Genomic DNA, 14,881 nt, shown 5'->3' with positions numbered 1-14,881 from the left:
AGTACCATCGATCTTAACCACGCGCCAAGGAGCAGGGCATGCAGTTTCTCTGGCCTCAAATGCTCTGGCTGCTGCTCGTGCTTCCCGTGCTGGCAGCGGCTTACTTCTACGTGCTCGCCCGGCGCAGGAAGGCCGCTCTGCTCTACGCCAGCCTCACCCTGCCGCGCGCGGCGCTCGGTCCCCGGCAATGGCTCCGGCGCCACCTCCCTCCCCTGCTCTTCTGGCTGTCGCTCGGCACCGCGCTGCTCGCCTGCGCGCGGCCCAGTGCGACGATCACGCTGCCGGCCGACACCATCACGCTGGTGCTTGCGATGGACGTCTCGCGCAGCATGGAAGCGACCGATGTCGCCCCGACCCGGCTCGCCGCCGCACAGCAGGCCGCCATGAATCTCGTCATCGGGCTGCCCGCCAAGGTGCGGCTGGGCATCGTGTCGTTCGCCGGGACCGCGTCGGTGGTGCTCAGTCCAACCGACAACCGGCAGGACATGCTCGAGGCGATCGAGCGCTTCCAGCTTCAGCGAGGCACCGCGACGGGCAGTGGCCTGATCGAAGCGCTGGCGGTCCTGTTCCCGAACGATGGCATCGACCTGGAGGCGGTGCTGTTCGGCGACGCGTCGGAACCGCCGGAGAATCAGGGCAGGCCGCTGGACGAATCGGCCGCGGCCGACGCTCTGCGCCAGAAGCGCGCCAGACGCGAGGAACGGCCTGCGGCCGAACCCGGCTCCTATCGGCACGGCGCCGTGATCCTGCTCAGCGACGGCCGCCGCACCACCGGCCCCGACCCCGTCATCGCCGCCCGCATGGCCGCCGAACGAGGCGTGCGCGTCTATACCGTCGGCTTTGGCTCCCGCGACAGCACGACGGCCGGCGGTTCGGGTTCCGTCATGTCTTACTACATGCAGCTCGATGAACCCGCGTTGCGCGCGGTCGCCAAGATCACCGGCGGCGAATATTTCCACGCGGGCTCGGAAGCCGATCTCAGCCAGGTCTATCGCCAGTTGAACACGCGCTTCGCGCTGGAGCGCCGGGAAACCGAGGTCGGGGCGTTGTTCGCGGCGGTGGCGGTGCTGCTGCTGATGGCGGCGAGCGGGCTGTCGATCCTCTGGTTCCGGCGCTGAGGTTTGGCGATGTAGAGGAAACGGTAAGTCGCGGCGCTCCCAGTAGATGAATTGGCAAGAACCGGCGCGCTCAGTAGATGAATTGGTAAAGCGCGACCTCCCGAGTGGATGAATTGGCAAGTTCAGTAGAAGGATTGGTAAGCCGTCATTGGTAAGCCATCGCCGCCTCCCGCTGCGCCCCCGCTAAGCCGCCAACCGATATTCGAAGAACGGCCGCTCCCGGTCGTCCAGGATCGCGTGCAGGGCGGCCAGATTGCCGGGGTCTGGATTGAGCCAGGCGTCCACGTGCTCTGGCTTGATCGGAATGACGCAACGGTCATGGCCGGCCGCGGCGATTTCCGGGGGCGGCTCGTCGGTGATCGCGGCAAACGAATACAGATCCGGCTCGCCGGCCTCGCCTTTGTGATGCGACCAGAGGCAGGCGATCAATAGATCCTGCGGCGGCTCCGGACGGAACTCGAGGACGACACTCTGCTCCTTTTCGTCCGGGCCGAGCTCGCGGCGCTCCAGCCGGTGCCGGGCCACGTGTTCATGAAAGGCGCGGATCGGCAGGATGCCGTGGCGATAGCCAAACAGCTGGCGCCACGCCGTCTCGAGATTGTCGCGGCGCGCGTTGTAGGTGCCGGGCTTCTTTCTTTCCATGGCGACGTCCCAGCCGGGCAGCCGGCAGCGGTAGCGCATCGGCACGATCACGCGCTGGCCGTCCATCATGATCATCACGGGCGCGTAATAACCCGGGAAGATCATCGCGTCCTCCGGCACCGGCACCGCACGCTGCAGGTCGGCGAGGTTCTGCTGCAGGCGGGCGATCTTGTCGGCGGCGATGCGCTGCTCGTTCTCGGCCTTGCGGGTGGGCCGGCCGGCAAGCGCGCGCTCCGCCTGCGCAAGGCGGGTCTTCTGGCGAAACAGTTTGGCCTCCAGCGCATTGGCCTGTTCGCGGTCGCCCGCGGCGATCAGCGCCGCGAGCTCGCACTCCTGGTCGGAGCTGGAACCGGCCTGCGCGAAGGCCATGCGCATCGCCTTGGGCACCTTTTGCCATTCCTGGTCCTTGCGCTTCTGCCAGAACAATTCGAAGAACTGGCGAAGGCTCATCACCGCGCCGTATTCGCGCGTGAATTTCCTGAAGTCGGCCTTGATCTGCGCGGCGTAGCACATCGGCCTCTCCCCTTGACGGCCACGATGACGCCATCCTCGCAGGCTTCGGTGGCGGCGGACATCGGTATTGAGCCGGGGCTCCCGCCGCACGAGGTCAAGGCTTGAGGCCGGGCGGCATGGCGCCGGCCCACCTTGCCGCCTTGTCCCGCGGGAAATCGGCCGCGCAAACGCGATAGCGCCTATAATACTGTATATCCATACAGTATCACCACCCGATGGAACTGCTCACCAAGCTGGAAATCCTGGCCGACGCCGCCAAGTACGACGCCTCGTGCGCCAGCAGCGGCGCGCCGAAACGGGATTCGGTCGGCAAAAGCGGACTGGGCGCCAGTACCGGCGCGGGCATCTGCCACAGCTTCACGCCCGACGGGCGCTGCGTCTCGCTGCTGAAGATCCTGCTGACCAACTTCTGCCAGTACGACTGCCAGTACTGCGTCAACCGCCGCTCCAGCAACGTGCCGCGGGCGCGCTTCTCGCCGCGCGAGGTGGTCGACCTGACGCTGGACTTCTACCGGCGCAACTATATCGACGGGCTCTTTCTCAGTTCCGGCATCATCCGCAGCGCCGACTACACCATGGAGCAGCTGGTCCAGGTCGCGCGTTCGCTACGCGACGAACACCAGTTCCGCGGCTATATCCATCTGAAGACGATTCCGGACGCCGATCCCCGGCTGATCTCGCAGGCCGGGCAGTATGCCGACCGGCTCAGCGTCAACATCGAGCTGCCCACCGACGGCGGGCTGCAACGGCTGGCGCCGGAGAAGAACGCGCATACGATCAAGCGTGCCATGGGCTCGATCCGCCTCGCGCAGGAGGAGGCGGAGAGCGACAGGCAGGCGCCCGGCCGCGCGCCGGCCGGGCAAAGCACGCAGATGATCGTGGGCGCGGACGACGCCGACGACCGCACCATCCTGCAGACCGCGCAGACGCTGTACGGCGCGTACAAGCTCAAGCGGGTCTATTACTCGGCGTTCAGCCCGATTCCCAACAGCCCCTCAGGCCTGCCCGCGCAGGCGCCGCCGTTGCTGCGCGAGCATCGGCTGTATCAGGCCGACTTCCTGATGCGCGGCTACGGCTTCCAGGCCGAGGAGCTGTTCCAGGCCGGCGGCGACCTGCCGCTGGACATCGATCCGAAGCTGGCCTGGGCGTTGGCGCATCGCGAGTCGTTTCCGGTCGACCTGAACCGCGCGCCGCAGGCCCTGATCGCCCGGGTGCCCGGCATCGGCATGCGCAACGCGAAGCGGCTGGTGGAGCTGCGCCGTTCGCGCGCGATCCGCTATCAGGACCTGGCGCGGCTGCGCTGCCCGATGGACAAGGTCAAACCCTTCGTCGTGGTGCAGGACTACCGGCCGGCGCTGGCGGATTCACCGTCCGAACAGTTGCGGCGGGCGCTGTCACCGGCGCCCGTGCAGCTGGCCTTGCTATGAGCGGCGCAGGACCGCGCACGCTGGTGGTCGAGTGCGGCGTTGAGTGCAGCGTCGATGGCGGCGTCGATGGCGGCTACGCAAGCTGGCGCGCGCAGGCCTTGCGGGCGCTGGCGGCGGGCTGGCCGCCGGAGACGGTCACATGGACGGAGCGCGGCTCGGCGGCAAGCGGGGGAACCGAACAGCTGATGCTGCTCGGTCCCGGCGCCGCACCGGTCTCGGGAGACGACGCACCGGTCCCAGGCGACAACGCGCCGGTCTCGGGCGACAACGCACGGGCCGCGGGAGACAACGCGCCGGTCTCGGGAGACGACGCGGTGCCGGCAGCCCGCCCGGACACCACGGGCGCCGCCCCGGACGTGCGCGTGTCCAAGGCATTGGCCGCCCTGCTGCAGGACGCCGCGCGTTACCGTTCGCCGCAACGCTGGGCGTTTCTTTACCGGGTGCTGTGGCGATGGTGCCAAGGCGATCGCGCCGTAGCTTCCGCCGCCGATGAAGACGGCGCGCGGCTGCATGCGATGGCCAAGGCCGTGCGGCGTGCCCACCACGACATGATTGCCTACGTGCGCTTTCATCGGCGCGGCGGCGACGGCATGCCGGAGTACCTGGCCTGGTATGAGCCCGAGCACGACGTGCTGGCCGACGCCGCCGACCACTTCGCACGCCGCATGGGCGGCGCGTCGTGGTGGATCGGCACGCCGCAAGGCGCGGCGCTGTGGGACGGGCATGCGTTGCAGTTCTCCGGGACACCGGCCGATGCGTTGGCCACCGCCGATATCGCCGCGCTCCGAGCGGGCGCGGCCGCCGACGACATCGAGCCGTTGTGGCTCGCCTATTACCGCAGCATCTTCAATCCGGCCCGCCTGAACGAAGCCGCACTGGAGCAGCACATGCCGGTGCGCTTCTGGAAGGGGCTGCCCGAGGGACGGCTGATTCCGGCGATGATCGCCGACGCCCGCAACGGCGCCCGCCGCGTCGCGCAGGCGGGCGCCGTCGGCACCATGAAGGGCAAGCCGGTTGCGGTCGATGCGCAGGACGCGCAGCCGCTGCGTCCGGCGCCCTCGTCGCTGGATCAATGCCGCCGCTGCGAACTCTGGCGCCATGCTACCCAGGCCGTGCCGGGCCACGGTCCCGAAACGGCCCGCATCATGCTGGTCGGCGAACAGCCCGGCGATCAGGAAGACCTTGCCGGCCGCGCCTTCGTGGGGCCGGCGGGCAAGGTGCTGGACGAGGCGATGCGCCGCGCCGGTGTGCCACCCGACTCGGTATACGTCACCAACGCGGTCAAGCACTTCAAGTGGATCCCGCGCGGCAAGCGGCGCCTGCACAAGACGCCGGGCCAGCGCGAGGTCGAGGCCTGCGCCCATTGGCTCGACGAGGAACGGGCGCGGGTGCGGCCGGCGGTCATCGTCACGTTGGGCGCGACGGCGCTGGCGGCGATCCTGGGCCAGAAAGCCAGCCTGCGGGACTACCTGAACCGGCCGGTGCGGCTCGGCGACGCCTGGGTCGTTGCCACCTGGCACCCGTCCTATGCGTTGCGCGTCGATGACGCCGGCAAGCGCGAGGACATCGTCGCGGCCATCGGCCAGGCCATCGCGCAGGGCCGGGAACTGGCCGCGGCGCCTGCCCCGCCTGCCCGGCCCCCCTCGCCTCCTTCGCCTACCCCGCCATCGCCGCCGCCTTCTGCTGCAGAAAGGCAATGAGCGTCGTCACGGCGCGCGTCTGGTAGCGCGCCGGCATATACAGCAGATACATCGTGGTGCGCAGGAAGGCCAGGTCATGCGGCGGCAGCGGCAGGCGAACCAGGGTCCCGGCCGCCAGATCGGACGCCACCATGTACTGCGGCACCAGGCCCACGCCGATGCCTTGAAGGATGGCGTCGCGCAGGAAGAAGAAGTTGGCCGACATCAGCCGCGGGCGGATCTGCGCCCGGCCGGCGGCCGTTCCCGCCAGCCCGGCCAGCTGCAGCCGCTCGCCGGTCAGCTCCGAAGTGATCAGCGGCAGGTCGCGGAACTGCTCCAGCGAACTCGGCATGCCGACCTCGCGGGCCAGTTCCGGCGTGGCGCAGGCAACGTATTCGATGTCCCCGAGGCTGCGCGCCACGGCATTGGTCGGCGTCTCGCCCATCACGCGGATGGAAAAGTCCACCGCGCCCTTGATCAGGTCCTCGATGTCGTTGTCGAAGATCACGTTGAGCGTGATGGCCGGATACATCCGCATGAACTCGATGAACCAGGCCGACATCGTGTGCTGGCCGAAGCCGCTCGGCACGCTCAGGCGCACCGTGCCGCTCAGCCGCTTGCCCAGGTTCTGCACGGACTCGCGCGCCGCCATCAGTTCCTGCCGGATGGCGCGGCCGTGTTCGTAGAGTTGCCGGCCCAGTTCGGTCGGCTCGAGCTGGCGGGTGCTGCGCCGGAGCAGTTCCGCGCCCAATTGCCGCTCGAAATGGTTCAGGCGCTTGCTGACGTTGGCGCGGCTCATGCCCAGCTGCCGGGCCGCCCGGCTCAGGTTGCCGGCGTCGATGATGTCCACCAGCAACGACAGCGCGCTCAAATCCATTGTCAACTCCGAGTTGTCATCTATGTTGATTCCCGGTTGCAATTGTCAAACTTTATCAACATATAGACAATCTGCGCTGACCAAAATAACCGGACCGTTCCCGGCAGGGGACGTTGCTCAATGCATCAGGAAAACAAAGGCGCATCGCTGCCGCTGGCCGGCGTGCGGGTACTGGACCTGTCGCGCGTGCTGGCCGGGCCGATGTGCGCGATGGCACTGGCCGACCTCGGCGCGGACGTCATCAAGGTGGAACACCCGGCCCGCGGCGACGACACCCGCGACTGGGGTCTGCGGATCGGCACGCGCAACACCTCGTACTTCAACAGCGCCAACCGCAACAAGCGCTCGATCACGCTGGACCTGCAAAGCGAGGCGGGTTTGAAGTTGGCGCGCGAACTCGCAGCGCGCAGCGACGTGGTGATCCAGAACTTCAAGGTCGGCGGCGCGGAAAAGCTCGGCCTGGGCTACGAGCAGCTGTCCGAGCTCAATCCCGGCCTGGTGTACTGCTCGATATCCGGCTATGCGCGCTTCACGCCCGAGGCCGAGCGGCCCGGTTACGACCTCGTCGTGCAGGGCGAGGCCGGCGTGATGGCCACCAATGGCGAGGCAGGCCAGGGCCCGCTTAAATTCGGCGTGGCGGCGGTCGACATGTTTACCGGCATGTATTCGGCGCAGGCGATCCTCGCCGCGCTGTACGCGCGCCAATCGAGCGGCCGCGGGCGCCACGTGCAGATGGCCCTGTACGACTGCGGCCTGATGATTACCTCGTACTACGGCATGGAAGCGCTGCTGCAGGGCGGCGACCCGGCCAAGTTCGGCAATGCGCATCCGTCCATCGTGCCCTACGGCGTGTTCGAGGCCGCCGATGGCCCGCTGGTGATCACCGTCGGGAACAACGGGCAATTCCAGCGATTCTGTCGCGACGTGATCGATCGGCCAGAGTGGGCCGAGGATGCGCGCTTCGCCACCAACACCGCGCGCTCGCAGCATCGCGACACGCTGCTGCCGCAGCTGCGCGAGGCCCTGCGCCGATTCACGCGCGCCGAGCTGCTGCAGCGCCTGACCGCCGCGCAGATTCCCTGCGGCGAGGTGCTCGGCATGTTCGAGGCGCTGCAGTCCGAGCGCACCGCGCAGGCCGGCCTGCTGCATCGCTACGAGGACAGCGAGGCGGGCGCGCAGTCGGTGCTGGCGCCGCCGTACGCCATCGACGGCCAGCGGATGCCGGTGCGCATGCCGCCGCCGCATATGGGCGAGCACACGCAGCAGGTGTTCAAGGAACTGCTGCAGCTCGAAGACAACGAGATCGCGGATCTGCGGTCCCGCGGCGTCATCTGAGCATCGAATTTCGCCTTTCCCAGTTCCCAGTTCCCAGTTCCCAGTTCCCAGTTCCCAATAGACGCTCTCAATGGACGGAGACAAGACGATGACCAAGCTGATCCTCAGCCGCCGCCAGATACTGAAGGCCGGTGCCGCCGCATCGATGGCCGCGATGATGCCCGCCGCGTTCGCACGCAGCGGCTGGCCCGACAAGATCATCAAGATGGTGGTGGCCTTCCCCGCCGGCGGCCCGACGGACACCGCCGCGCGCATCGTCGCGCAGAAGCTCTCCGAACGCCTGGGGCAGCAGGTCATCATCGAGAACAAGCCCGGCGCGTCGGGCTCGATCGGCACCGCCAGCTTCATCAAGAGCGCGCCCGACGGCTACAACCTGTCGATGTTCGGCATGCCGGCGCTGCTGGCCCCGCTGATGTACAACAACAGCGCGTATGACGTGAAGAAGGACTTCCAGTCCGTCGCCACCGTCTACGTGCTGCCGATGGCCATCGTCATCAACCCGAACGTGGTGCCGGGCGTGGAAACGCTGGCGGACCTGATCCGCTTCGCCAAGGCCAGCAAGACGCCGCTGAACTACACCAGCTCGGGCACCGGCAGCTTCGGCCATCTGGCGATGGAGCAGCTCAAGGACCTGGGCGGCTTCGACATGATGCACGTGCCCTACCGCGGCAGCGCGCCCGCGGTCGCCGATCTGCTCGGCGGCCAGGTCGGCACCATGTTCGCCGATGTGGTGGCGGCATTGCCGCATATCCGCGCCGGCAAGCTCAAGGCGATCGCGCTGAGCTCGCCCAATGCCAAGGTGCTGTTGCCGGGCGTCAAGACCGTGTCGGAGCAGGGCTTCCGCGGCTTCGACTTCGATTCGTGGGGCGGCCTGATCGCGCCGCTCAATACCCCGCAGCCGATCGTCGACCGCATCGCCAGCGAAACGCGCGACATCCTGTCCAACGACAAGGAACTGCAGCAGAAGCTGGTGACGGCCGGCGCGATCGCCTCGTTCCAGGACGGCAAGCAGATGCAGGCGCGCCTGAACAAGGACTACGACCGCTGGAGCGCCATCGTCAAGGCGAAGGGCATCAGCGCGACGTAATCGCGGTCGCACCGCGGTCTCTCATACCGCGGGCTCATGGCGCAGGCCAATGACGCGGCCTGATGGCGCAGCCCAATGACGCGGCCTCATGGCGGGGCCTGATGGCGCGCCGTCACCCCGCTGCCCTCTCCTTCACGGCGTCGGCAGCGGAAACACCAGCTCCAGCACCGTCAGCCCCTGCCGGCTCGACACGGTCGCGCGGCCGTCGTGCAGCCGCATGATGGAATCGACGATGGCCAGGCCCAGGCCCGTCGAGTGCGCCGAATTGCTGCGCGCGGGATCGCCGCGGTAGAAGCGTCCGAAGATATGCGCCAGCCGCTCGGGCGGGATGCCGGCGCCGCCATTGGCGACGCGAATACGGGTCGCTTCGCGCTCGGCGCTGACGATCACCGAGACCCGGCTGCCCTGCGGCGCATGGCGCAGCGCGTTGTCGAGCAGATTGGTCAGCGCGCGGCGCAGCAGGGTCTGGTCCGCGCGCACCGGCGCATGTCCCTGCAGCGACAGCGAGATCGCGCGCTCCGCCGCCACCGCCTCGAAGTACTCCGCCACGGCTTCCACCTCGGCGCGCGCGTCCAGCGTGCGCGGCGCCAGCGCGACCTGCGCGTGGTCGGCGCGGGCGAGAAACAGCATGTTCTCGATCATGCGGGAGAGGCGGTCGTATTCTTCCAGGTTCGATTCCAGCAGGGCCTCGTATTCCGCGACATTGCGCGCCTGGGCCAGCGTGACCTCGGTCTGTCCGATCAGATTGCTAAGGGGCGTGCGGAAGTCGTGCGCCAGGTCGGCGGAGAACTCCGACAGCCGCGAGAAGCTGTCCTGCAGGCGCGCCAGCATGCCGTTGAAGGCGTCGGCCAGCTCCCGCAATTCGCTGGGCGCGGTGCCGGCATCGAGCCTGGTCGCCAGACGGCTGGTCGTGACGGCCGACGCCTCCTCCGCCATCCTGCGCAGGCCGCGCAGCCCACGGCGCGCCAGCAGATAACCGAGCGCCGCGGCGGCGACGGTCGCGCACAGCGTCGCCCAGAAGACATGGAACTGGTAATCGCGCATCAGCACCGCGCGGTAACCGGCGTCGCGCAGCACGACGATCTCCACGGCCTCGTCGGTGTCGCCGAGCCGGCCCAGCGCGGCGATCGCGCGCGAGGGCACGCCATTGCGCGGATACCAGGTCTGCAGCATCGACGGTTCGGGATGCACGTCGGCCGGCAGCGCTTTCAGCGGCGGCACCGCCTCGTGGCGCGGATTCAGTGTCACCAGCGGCTCGCCGTGCCGGCTGCGCACCAGCAGGATCAGCCCTTCGTGACCGAGCGCGATATCGGCAAACCGGTGCATGCCCTCGCGCACGGCGGTTTCCGAATCCACCTCGGACAACAGATGCCGGACCAGGACCACCTCGCCGACCAGCTCGGCCTCGTCGCGCTCCTGCAGCTGGGTCGACAGCGCGCACGCGAGATAGGTACCCATCGCGGCCATGATGGCCGCTGCCACCGCGCCGAAGGCCAGCGCCATGCGGGCCGTCAGCGATTGAGGAAGCAGGCGCGCGGCCAGCGCCTTCGAGATGGCGAGCATGGCCGCTACCGCGCGATATCGTCCAGCACGTAACCCATGCCGCGGCGCGTGTGGATCAGCTTGGCCGGGAACGGGTCGTCGACCTTGGCGCGCAGGCGCCGGATCGATACGTCGACGACGTTCGTGTTGCTGTCGAAGTTCATGTCCCAGACCTGCGACGCGATCAGCGAGCGCGACAGCACCTCGCCGCGCCGGCGCGCCAGCAGATGCAGCAGCGCAAACTCCTTGGACGTCAGCTCGATCTTCTGTCCCGAACGCGTGACCCGCCGGCGCACCGCGTCGATGCGCAGGTCCGCCACCTCGATCCACTCGTTCTCGCGTACCGGTCCGCGGCGCAGGATGGTGCGAATCCGCGCGACCAGCTCGGCAAAGGCGAATGGCTTGATGATGTAGTCGTCGGCCCCGAGCTCGAGGCCCTTGAGGCGATCGGCCAGATCGTCGCGAGCGGTCAGGAACAGCACCGGCGTGTCCTGGTCGCGCCGCAGTTCTCGCAGCATCTGCCAGCCATCCATGCCGGGCAGCATCACGTCGAGCACGATCAGGTCGTAGGGCTGCGCGCGGGCGTGCGACAGGCCATCGACGCCGTCGCGGGCCAGATCCACGATAAAGCCGGATTCGGTCAGGCCCTTGTGCAGGTAGGCACCGGCCTTGGGTTCATCCTCGACAATCAGTACACGCATCGACATTCAACGAATCGCCGGACCGCCGGCAAGACGGTAACGGTACCGCAATCCCGGCGCCGGCGGCCGATCATGACAAATTTGTCATGTCGTCGTCAGATTGCGGCGGCGTGGCGCAACGTCGCGCGACGCATGTCGCGCTGGCGCCGCGACGGCGCGGGGTGGCCGTGGCGATGGCGTGGTGGTGGCGTGGCGATGGCGTGGTGGTGGCGTGGCGATGGCGGCGTTCGTCCAAATGACAGCATTGTCATGGGGTCGTCATGCTCCTGTGGCGGGCGTCTTCGTAGACTGCCTTCACCGGTCGCTACCGATCATTACCGGCCACCCTTTCGGAGAACACTGACGATGAAGCTGCTCAAGCACGCCCTGCTCACCACCACCCTGGCCCTGGCCGCCTTGCCCGCCCTGGCGGGCGCGAGTGCCATCGACGCCGGCAGTCTCGGTGCACGCAATGTCTACGCGGATGGCGCCCATCAGGGCCACGTCGATCCCTTCACCGACGGCGCACGCGGGGGAACGCGCGATGTGTTCAGCGACGGCGCTGCCACGGGCGGCCGCGACGTCCATGCCGACGGCGCCTGAGACAGGCGTTCAGCGCGGGGCATTGACGCCGCGCGCGCCTGGACCGCCGCGCCAGGCCATGAAGCGGGCGCGGATGCGGCAGGCCTCGCAGGTCCTCATCGGTCGCCGCAAGCCCTAATAACTTCTTAAACCCACCTCGGCACGATTCGAACCGTGGACGACGGCCATCGCCGGCCGCCACAGCAAACAGCAAGGTTCCTCGTGCCAATCCCCATGCTCCCTCCGCGCGCTACCCTGCGTGCGCCCGCGACGTCGGATGGCGGCCCTGCGGCCGCCATGGACGGTCGATGCCTTTGTCTGCGTTGCCGGACCCTTGCCGCGGCACGCCGGAACCAGGCGCCGCCCATCGGCGGCCGCCCTGCTGACTTTCCGATCGACTCTTGCCCGACGAAACCCGAATGAACGCAACAAGACCCGGTCGCCATGCGGCCTCCTTTCGAACCCCGGCCGCCGCGGCGGCCATCGCGTTGCTGGCCAGCCTGTGGACGCCACAGGGATGGGCCCAGGGCGGCGACGCCGCGCTCGAGCCCGCCGAACCGCAATGGGGACTCGGCGTCGGCGCGGCTGCCCGCCGCAAGCCCTATCGCGACGTCGGCACGGATTACCGGGCGATTCCCGTGCTGTCGTACGAAAACCGCTGGCTGCACGTGTCCGGCCTGACCGCGGACCTGAAGCTGCCTTCGCTCGGCCCGGTTTCGTTCCGGCTGCGCACCCGCTACGGCCTGAGCGACGGCTATGAGGCCTCCGACTCCGCCGCGCTCGAAGGCATGGCCGATCGCAACGCCCGCCTCTGGTTCGGTGGGGCGGCGATCTGGCACAACCCCATTGCCGATGTCTCGGCCGAATGGCTCGGATCGGCCGACGGGAACAAGGCCACCCTCCAGGTCAGCCGCGGCTTCCAGTACGGCAATTTCCGGCTGACGCCCCACGTAGCGGCGCAATGGCTCAGCACGGACAACGTGGACTACTACTACGGCGTCAGGGCATCCGAGGCGCGCATCGGCAGGCCGCAATACCAGGGCGATTCGACGGTGAACCTGACCGCGGGCTTGCGGGTGGATTACCGGCTTGCGCGGCATCACCAGCTGTTTCTCGATGTCAGCGCGACGCGACTGGGCTCGGCGATCAAGGACAGCCCGATCGTCGATCGCTCGAACATGACCAGCGTGGCGGTGGGCTACCTGTACCGGTTCTGATCGCCGGTTCTGATCGCCGGTTCTGACCGGCCGCCCCGTCAGGCCACCGGCGCGGCCTGCGCGAAGACGACGCGTACGCGAAAGCCGCGCCCATCCAGGCCGCGGCCCGTCTCGATGGTGGCCCCATGCGATTGCGCAATGGTGGCCACCAGCGAGAGTCCGATGCCGCTGCCGCGCACCCGATTGCCGCTGGCACGGTGGAATCGCCGGAAGATCGCCTGATGCTCGGCTTGCGGCACGCCGGGCCCGTCGTCCGCGACTTCCAGATAGACCGCATCGCCGGCACCCGCGGTGCCGCAGGCAATCCTGATCCGCCCACCCGGCGCCGTATACCGCAGCGCGTTGTCGACCAGGTTGCGCAGCAGGATGCCGATCTCGTCGATATTGCAGGCGATGCGGCCGCCGCCCGTTTCCACCGACAGCCTGCGCGCCTGCAGTTCGGCCTGCACCTCGAATTCGCTGGCGACATGCTGCACCAGGTTGCCGAGGTCCGCCGGTTCGTGCGGCGCCTGGCCGCAGGCATTCAGCCGGGCAAGGTCGAGCAGTTGTTCGGCGAGCCGCGTCGTCCGTTTGGCGGTGGCCAGCAGCTTTTCCAGCGCCGTGTCCTTGTCCTTGCCGCTCGGCGCGCGCAGCGCGATCTCGACCTGCGCCTGCAGCGCGGACAATGGCGTGCGCAATTCGTGGGCCGCATCGCCGATGAAACGCCGTTCGCTCTCCACCGCCTGATCGAGCTGCGCCAGCACGCGGTTGAACGACTGCACCAGCGGCTGCACTTCGGTCGGCAGCGACGTCGATGGCAGCGGTGTCAGGTCGAAGGTCGTGCGATCGCGCACCAGCCGTTCGAGGGCGGCCACGGGCTTCAGCGACCGGCGCATGGTGTGCCACAACAGCACGCCGACCAGCGCGAGCAGCACGCTGGTGGCCAGCAGCGCCTGCATCGCGGCCTCGCGCACCTCGGCGTTGATGACCTCGTGCGGGATGCCAACCTGTGCCTGCATGGTGCCGGTGCTGTCGGAGACGGCATAGACGCGCCAGCGCTCGCCATCGATGACACGCGTGGCAAATCCATCCACGAAGTCCGGCTTCAGCGCGGCCACCGGCGTATTGGCCTGCACGCGGGGACGCGGGCTCTGCACGGTCAGCAGCCTGCGCTGCGACCAGATCTGGATCACCAGGTCGAATTCGCTGGCGCGGTCGTCGTCGCGCACCTCCCGGCCGGGCCCGACCAGATTGAACGACTGCTTGTTCGCCGGCAGCGCGCGCACGATGCGGGTGGCGAAGGCCTGCAGCTTGTCGTCCCAGATACTGGAGCGGCTGTGCTGCAGATAGACCATCAGCGCGGCCAGCGACACCACCCAGCACAGCACGATGACACCGACCATCACCGCGAGCAGCCGTCCCTGCAGCGACTTCATGCGCCGGACTCCCCGATCATGTAGCCGTGGCCATGGACCGTGGTGATCAGGCCCTCGCCCAGCTTGCGGCGCAGCTGATGGATGAACACCGCGATGGTATTGCTCTCGATCGTGCTGGCGTTGCCGTATACCACGCGCTCCAGGTGTTCCCGCGTGACGACGCGGCCCGGGCGTTCGAGCAACGCCAGCAGCGTGCGGTACTCCTGGGCGCTCAGCGGCACCCGGGCACCGGCGCGCGTGACCACGCGGCGGCTGCGGTCGAGCTCGATTTCGCCCCAGCTGAACACGGGCACCACCCTGCCCTGGCTGCGCCGGATCACGGCGCGCACCCGGGCCCACAGTTCGTCGACCTGGAACGGCTTGACCAGATAGTCGTCGGCGCCGGCGTCCAGCCCTTCGATCCGCTCGCTCAGCTGGCCGCGTGCGGTCAGCATCAGCACGGGCGTCACGTCGTAGCCGGCGCGCATGGCGCGCAGCACGGTCAGGCCGGACTCGCCCGGCAGCCCGATATCCAGCAGCACCGCGGAATAGGCATGGTCGACCAGCGCGGCGCGGGCCGCGGCGGCGCAATCGGCATGGTCGATATGCCAGCCGTTCTGCCGGGCGCCATCGCAGATGACCTCGGCCAGCATGGGATCGTCTTCGACCAGCAGCAGGTCCATGGCGCTTGTCATGGGAAACGGTAGGGAAAGTCGCTGGGGCGCGCGATGATGACAGGGCGACATTAAGCGTTGATTAAGAACGGGAAGATCATTGCATCCGGCGCA

Annotated in this window: 14 protein-coding genes; 8 read left to right on the top strand and 6 right to left on the bottom strand. The window is 68.3% G+C overall.

Features of this window, described 5'->3' with window-relative positions; genetic code table 11:
* Positions 1 to 38: 38 nt before the first annotated feature.
* Entirely contained in the window at positions 39 to 1,118 is a 1,080-nt protein-coding gene (locus F1599_RS17635; RefSeq protein WP_149315926.1) for a VWA domain-containing protein, read from the top strand.
* Between the two features lie 183 nt (positions 1,119 to 1,301).
* On the opposite strand, the gene F1599_RS17630 is transcribed toward F1599_RS17635, so the two are convergent.
* Positions 1,302 to 2,273, bottom strand: a complete 972-nt coding sequence (locus tag F1599_RS17630) for an SOS response-associated peptidase family protein (RefSeq protein WP_150083939.1) — start codon at positions 2,271 to 2,273, stop codon at positions 1,302 to 1,304.
* 215 nt (positions 2,274 to 2,488) lie between these two features.
* Between F1599_RS17630 and F1599_RS17625 the strand changes: the two genes are divergently transcribed.
* Positions 2,489 to 3,700, top strand: coding sequence for a putative DNA modification/repair radical SAM protein (locus F1599_RS17625; protein ID WP_150083938.1), 1,212 nt, complete (start codon positions 2,489 to 2,491; stop codon positions 3,698 to 3,700).
* A complete protein-coding gene (locus tag F1599_RS17620; protein ID WP_150083937.1) occupies positions 3,697 to 5,400 on the top strand; it encodes a UdgX family uracil-DNA binding protein in 1,704 nt (567 codons plus the stop codon). Before F1599_RS17625 ends, F1599_RS17620 begins: the two co-directional genes overlap by 4 nt.
* Here the strand turns inward: F1599_RS17620 and F1599_RS17615 are convergent.
* A complete protein-coding gene (locus F1599_RS17615) occupies positions 5,357 to 6,256 on the bottom strand; it encodes a LysR family transcriptional regulator (protein ID WP_150083936.1) in 900 nt (299 codons plus the stop codon). The genes F1599_RS17620 and F1599_RS17615 overlap by 44 nt on opposite strands.
* 120 nt (positions 6,257 to 6,376) lie before the next feature.
* On the opposite strand from F1599_RS17615, the gene F1599_RS17610 reads away from it, so the two are divergent.
* Positions 6,377 to 7,591 carry a CaiB/BaiF CoA transferase family protein gene (locus F1599_RS17610; RefSeq protein ID WP_150083935.1) on the top strand — a complete coding sequence of 405 codons (1,215 nt, stop codon included), beginning with the start codon at positions 6,377 to 6,379 and terminating at the stop codon, positions 7,589 to 7,591.
* 88 nt (positions 7,592 to 7,679) lie between these two features.
* Positions 7,680 to 8,678, top strand: coding sequence for a tripartite tricarboxylate transporter substrate binding protein (locus F1599_RS17605; RefSeq protein WP_150083934.1), 999 nt, complete (start codon positions 7,680 to 7,682; stop codon positions 8,676 to 8,678).
* Positions 8,679 to 8,810: 132 nt separating this feature from the next.
* On the opposite strand, the gene F1599_RS17600 is transcribed toward F1599_RS17605, so the two are convergent.
* Complete coding sequence (locus F1599_RS17600; RefSeq protein ID WP_150083933.1) at positions 8,811 to 10,241, bottom strand: heavy metal sensor histidine kinase; 1,431 nt, start codon at positions 10,239 to 10,241, stop codon at positions 8,811 to 8,813.
* A gap of 5 nt (positions 10,242 to 10,246) precedes the next feature.
* Positions 10,247 to 10,921 (bottom strand): heavy metal response regulator transcription factor, encoded by a 675-nt coding sequence (locus F1599_RS17595; protein WP_149315934.1) that lies wholly within the window; start codon positions 10,919 to 10,921, stop codon positions 10,247 to 10,249.
* A gap of 86 nt (positions 10,922 to 11,007) precedes the next feature.
* Here F1599_RS17595 and F1599_RS25940 point away from each other — a divergent pair, with 86 nt between their 5' ends.
* From F1599_RS25940 to F1599_RS17585, 3 genes are all read left to right on the top strand, one after another.
* The gene (locus tag F1599_RS25940) at positions 11,008 to 11,160 is read left to right on the top strand and encodes a hypothetical protein (protein WP_190286391.1); all 153 of its coding nucleotides are present in this window, start codon (positions 11,008 to 11,010) and stop codon (positions 11,158 to 11,160) included.
* A gap of 106 nt (positions 11,161 to 11,266) precedes the next feature.
* Positions 11,267 to 11,503 (top strand): hypothetical protein, encoded by a 237-nt coding sequence (locus F1599_RS17590; RefSeq protein ID WP_150083932.1) that lies wholly within the window; start codon positions 11,267 to 11,269, stop codon positions 11,501 to 11,503.
* 398 nt (positions 11,504 to 11,901) lie between these two features.
* Entirely contained in the window at positions 11,902 to 12,699 is a 798-nt protein-coding gene (locus tag F1599_RS17585; RefSeq protein ID WP_150083931.1) for a MipA/OmpV family protein, read from the top strand.
* A 38-nt stretch (positions 12,700 to 12,737) separates the two neighbouring features.
* Here F1599_RS17585 and F1599_RS17580 read toward each other — a convergent pair whose 3' ends face one another.
* Both F1599_RS17580 and F1599_RS17575 read right to left on the bottom strand, forming a co-directional pair.
* Entirely contained in the window at positions 12,738 to 14,114 is a 1,377-nt protein-coding gene (locus F1599_RS17580) for a sensor histidine kinase (RefSeq protein WP_150083930.1), read from the bottom strand.
* Positions 14,111 to 14,776, bottom strand: a complete 666-nt coding sequence (locus tag F1599_RS17575; protein ID WP_149315937.1) for a response regulator transcription factor — start codon at positions 14,774 to 14,776, stop codon at positions 14,111 to 14,113. Before F1599_RS17575 ends, F1599_RS17580 begins: the two co-directional genes overlap by 4 nt.
* Between the last annotated feature and the right edge of the window lie 105 nt (positions 14,777 to 14,881).

The sequence above is a fragment of the Cupriavidus cauae genome (genome assembly GCF_008632125.1).
Lineage (GTDB): Bacteria > Pseudomonadota > Gammaproteobacteria > Burkholderiales > Burkholderiaceae > Cupriavidus > Cupriavidus cauae.
Note: the sequence above shows the minus strand (reverse complement) of the source record. Positions and strands in the feature narration are given on the sequence as shown.

Excerpts from the sequence above, each read along its gene's own strand:
- F1599_RS17610 (WP_150083935.1), top strand. The coding sequence starts at position 6,377 with ATGCATCAGGAAAACAAAGGCGCATCGCTGCCGCTGGCCGGCGTGCGG.
- F1599_RS17585 (WP_150083931.1), top strand. The coding sequence starts at position 11,902 with ATGAACGCAACAAGACCCGGTCGCCATGCGGCCTCCTTTCGAACCCCG.
- F1599_RS17600 (WP_150083933.1), bottom strand. The coding sequence starts at position 10,241 with ATGCTCGCCATCTCGAAGGCGCTGGCCGCGCGCCTGCTTCCTCAATCG.
- F1599_RS17625 (WP_150083938.1), top strand. The coding sequence starts at position 2,489 with ATGGAACTGCTCACCAAGCTGGAAATCCTGGCCGACGCCGCCAAGTAC.
- F1599_RS17580 (WP_150083930.1), bottom strand. The coding sequence starts at position 14,114 with ATGAAGTCGCTGCAGGGACGGCTGCTCGCGGTGATGGTCGGTGTCATC.
- F1599_RS17620 (WP_150083937.1), top strand. The coding sequence starts at position 3,697 with ATGAGCGGCGCAGGACCGCGCACGCTGGTGGTCGAGTGCGGCGTTGAG.
- F1599_RS17595 (WP_149315934.1), bottom strand. The coding sequence starts at position 10,921 with ATGCGTGTACTGATTGTCGAGGATGAACCCAAGGCCGGTGCCTACCTG.
- F1599_RS17590 (WP_150083932.1), top strand. The coding sequence starts at position 11,267 with ATGAAGCTGCTCAAGCACGCCCTGCTCACCACCACCCTGGCCCTGGCC.
- F1599_RS25940 (WP_190286391.1), top strand. The coding sequence starts at position 11,008 with ATGTCGTCGTCAGATTGCGGCGGCGTGGCGCAACGTCGCGCGACGCAT.
- F1599_RS17615 (WP_150083936.1), bottom strand. The coding sequence starts at position 6,256 with ATGGATTTGAGCGCGCTGTCGTTGCTGGTGGACATCATCGACGCCGGC.
- F1599_RS17575 (WP_149315937.1), bottom strand. The coding sequence starts at position 14,776 with ATGGACCTGCTGCTGGTCGAAGACGATCCCATGCTGGCCGAGGTCATC.
- F1599_RS17630 (WP_150083939.1), bottom strand. The coding sequence starts at position 2,273 with ATGTGCTACGCCGCGCAGATCAAGGCCGACTTCAGGAAATTCACGCGC.
- F1599_RS17635 (WP_149315926.1), top strand. The coding sequence starts at position 39 with ATGCAGTTTCTCTGGCCTCAAATGCTCTGGCTGCTGCTCGTGCTTCCC.
- F1599_RS17605 (WP_150083934.1), top strand. The coding sequence starts at position 7,680 with ATGACCAAGCTGATCCTCAGCCGCCGCCAGATACTGAAGGCCGGTGCC.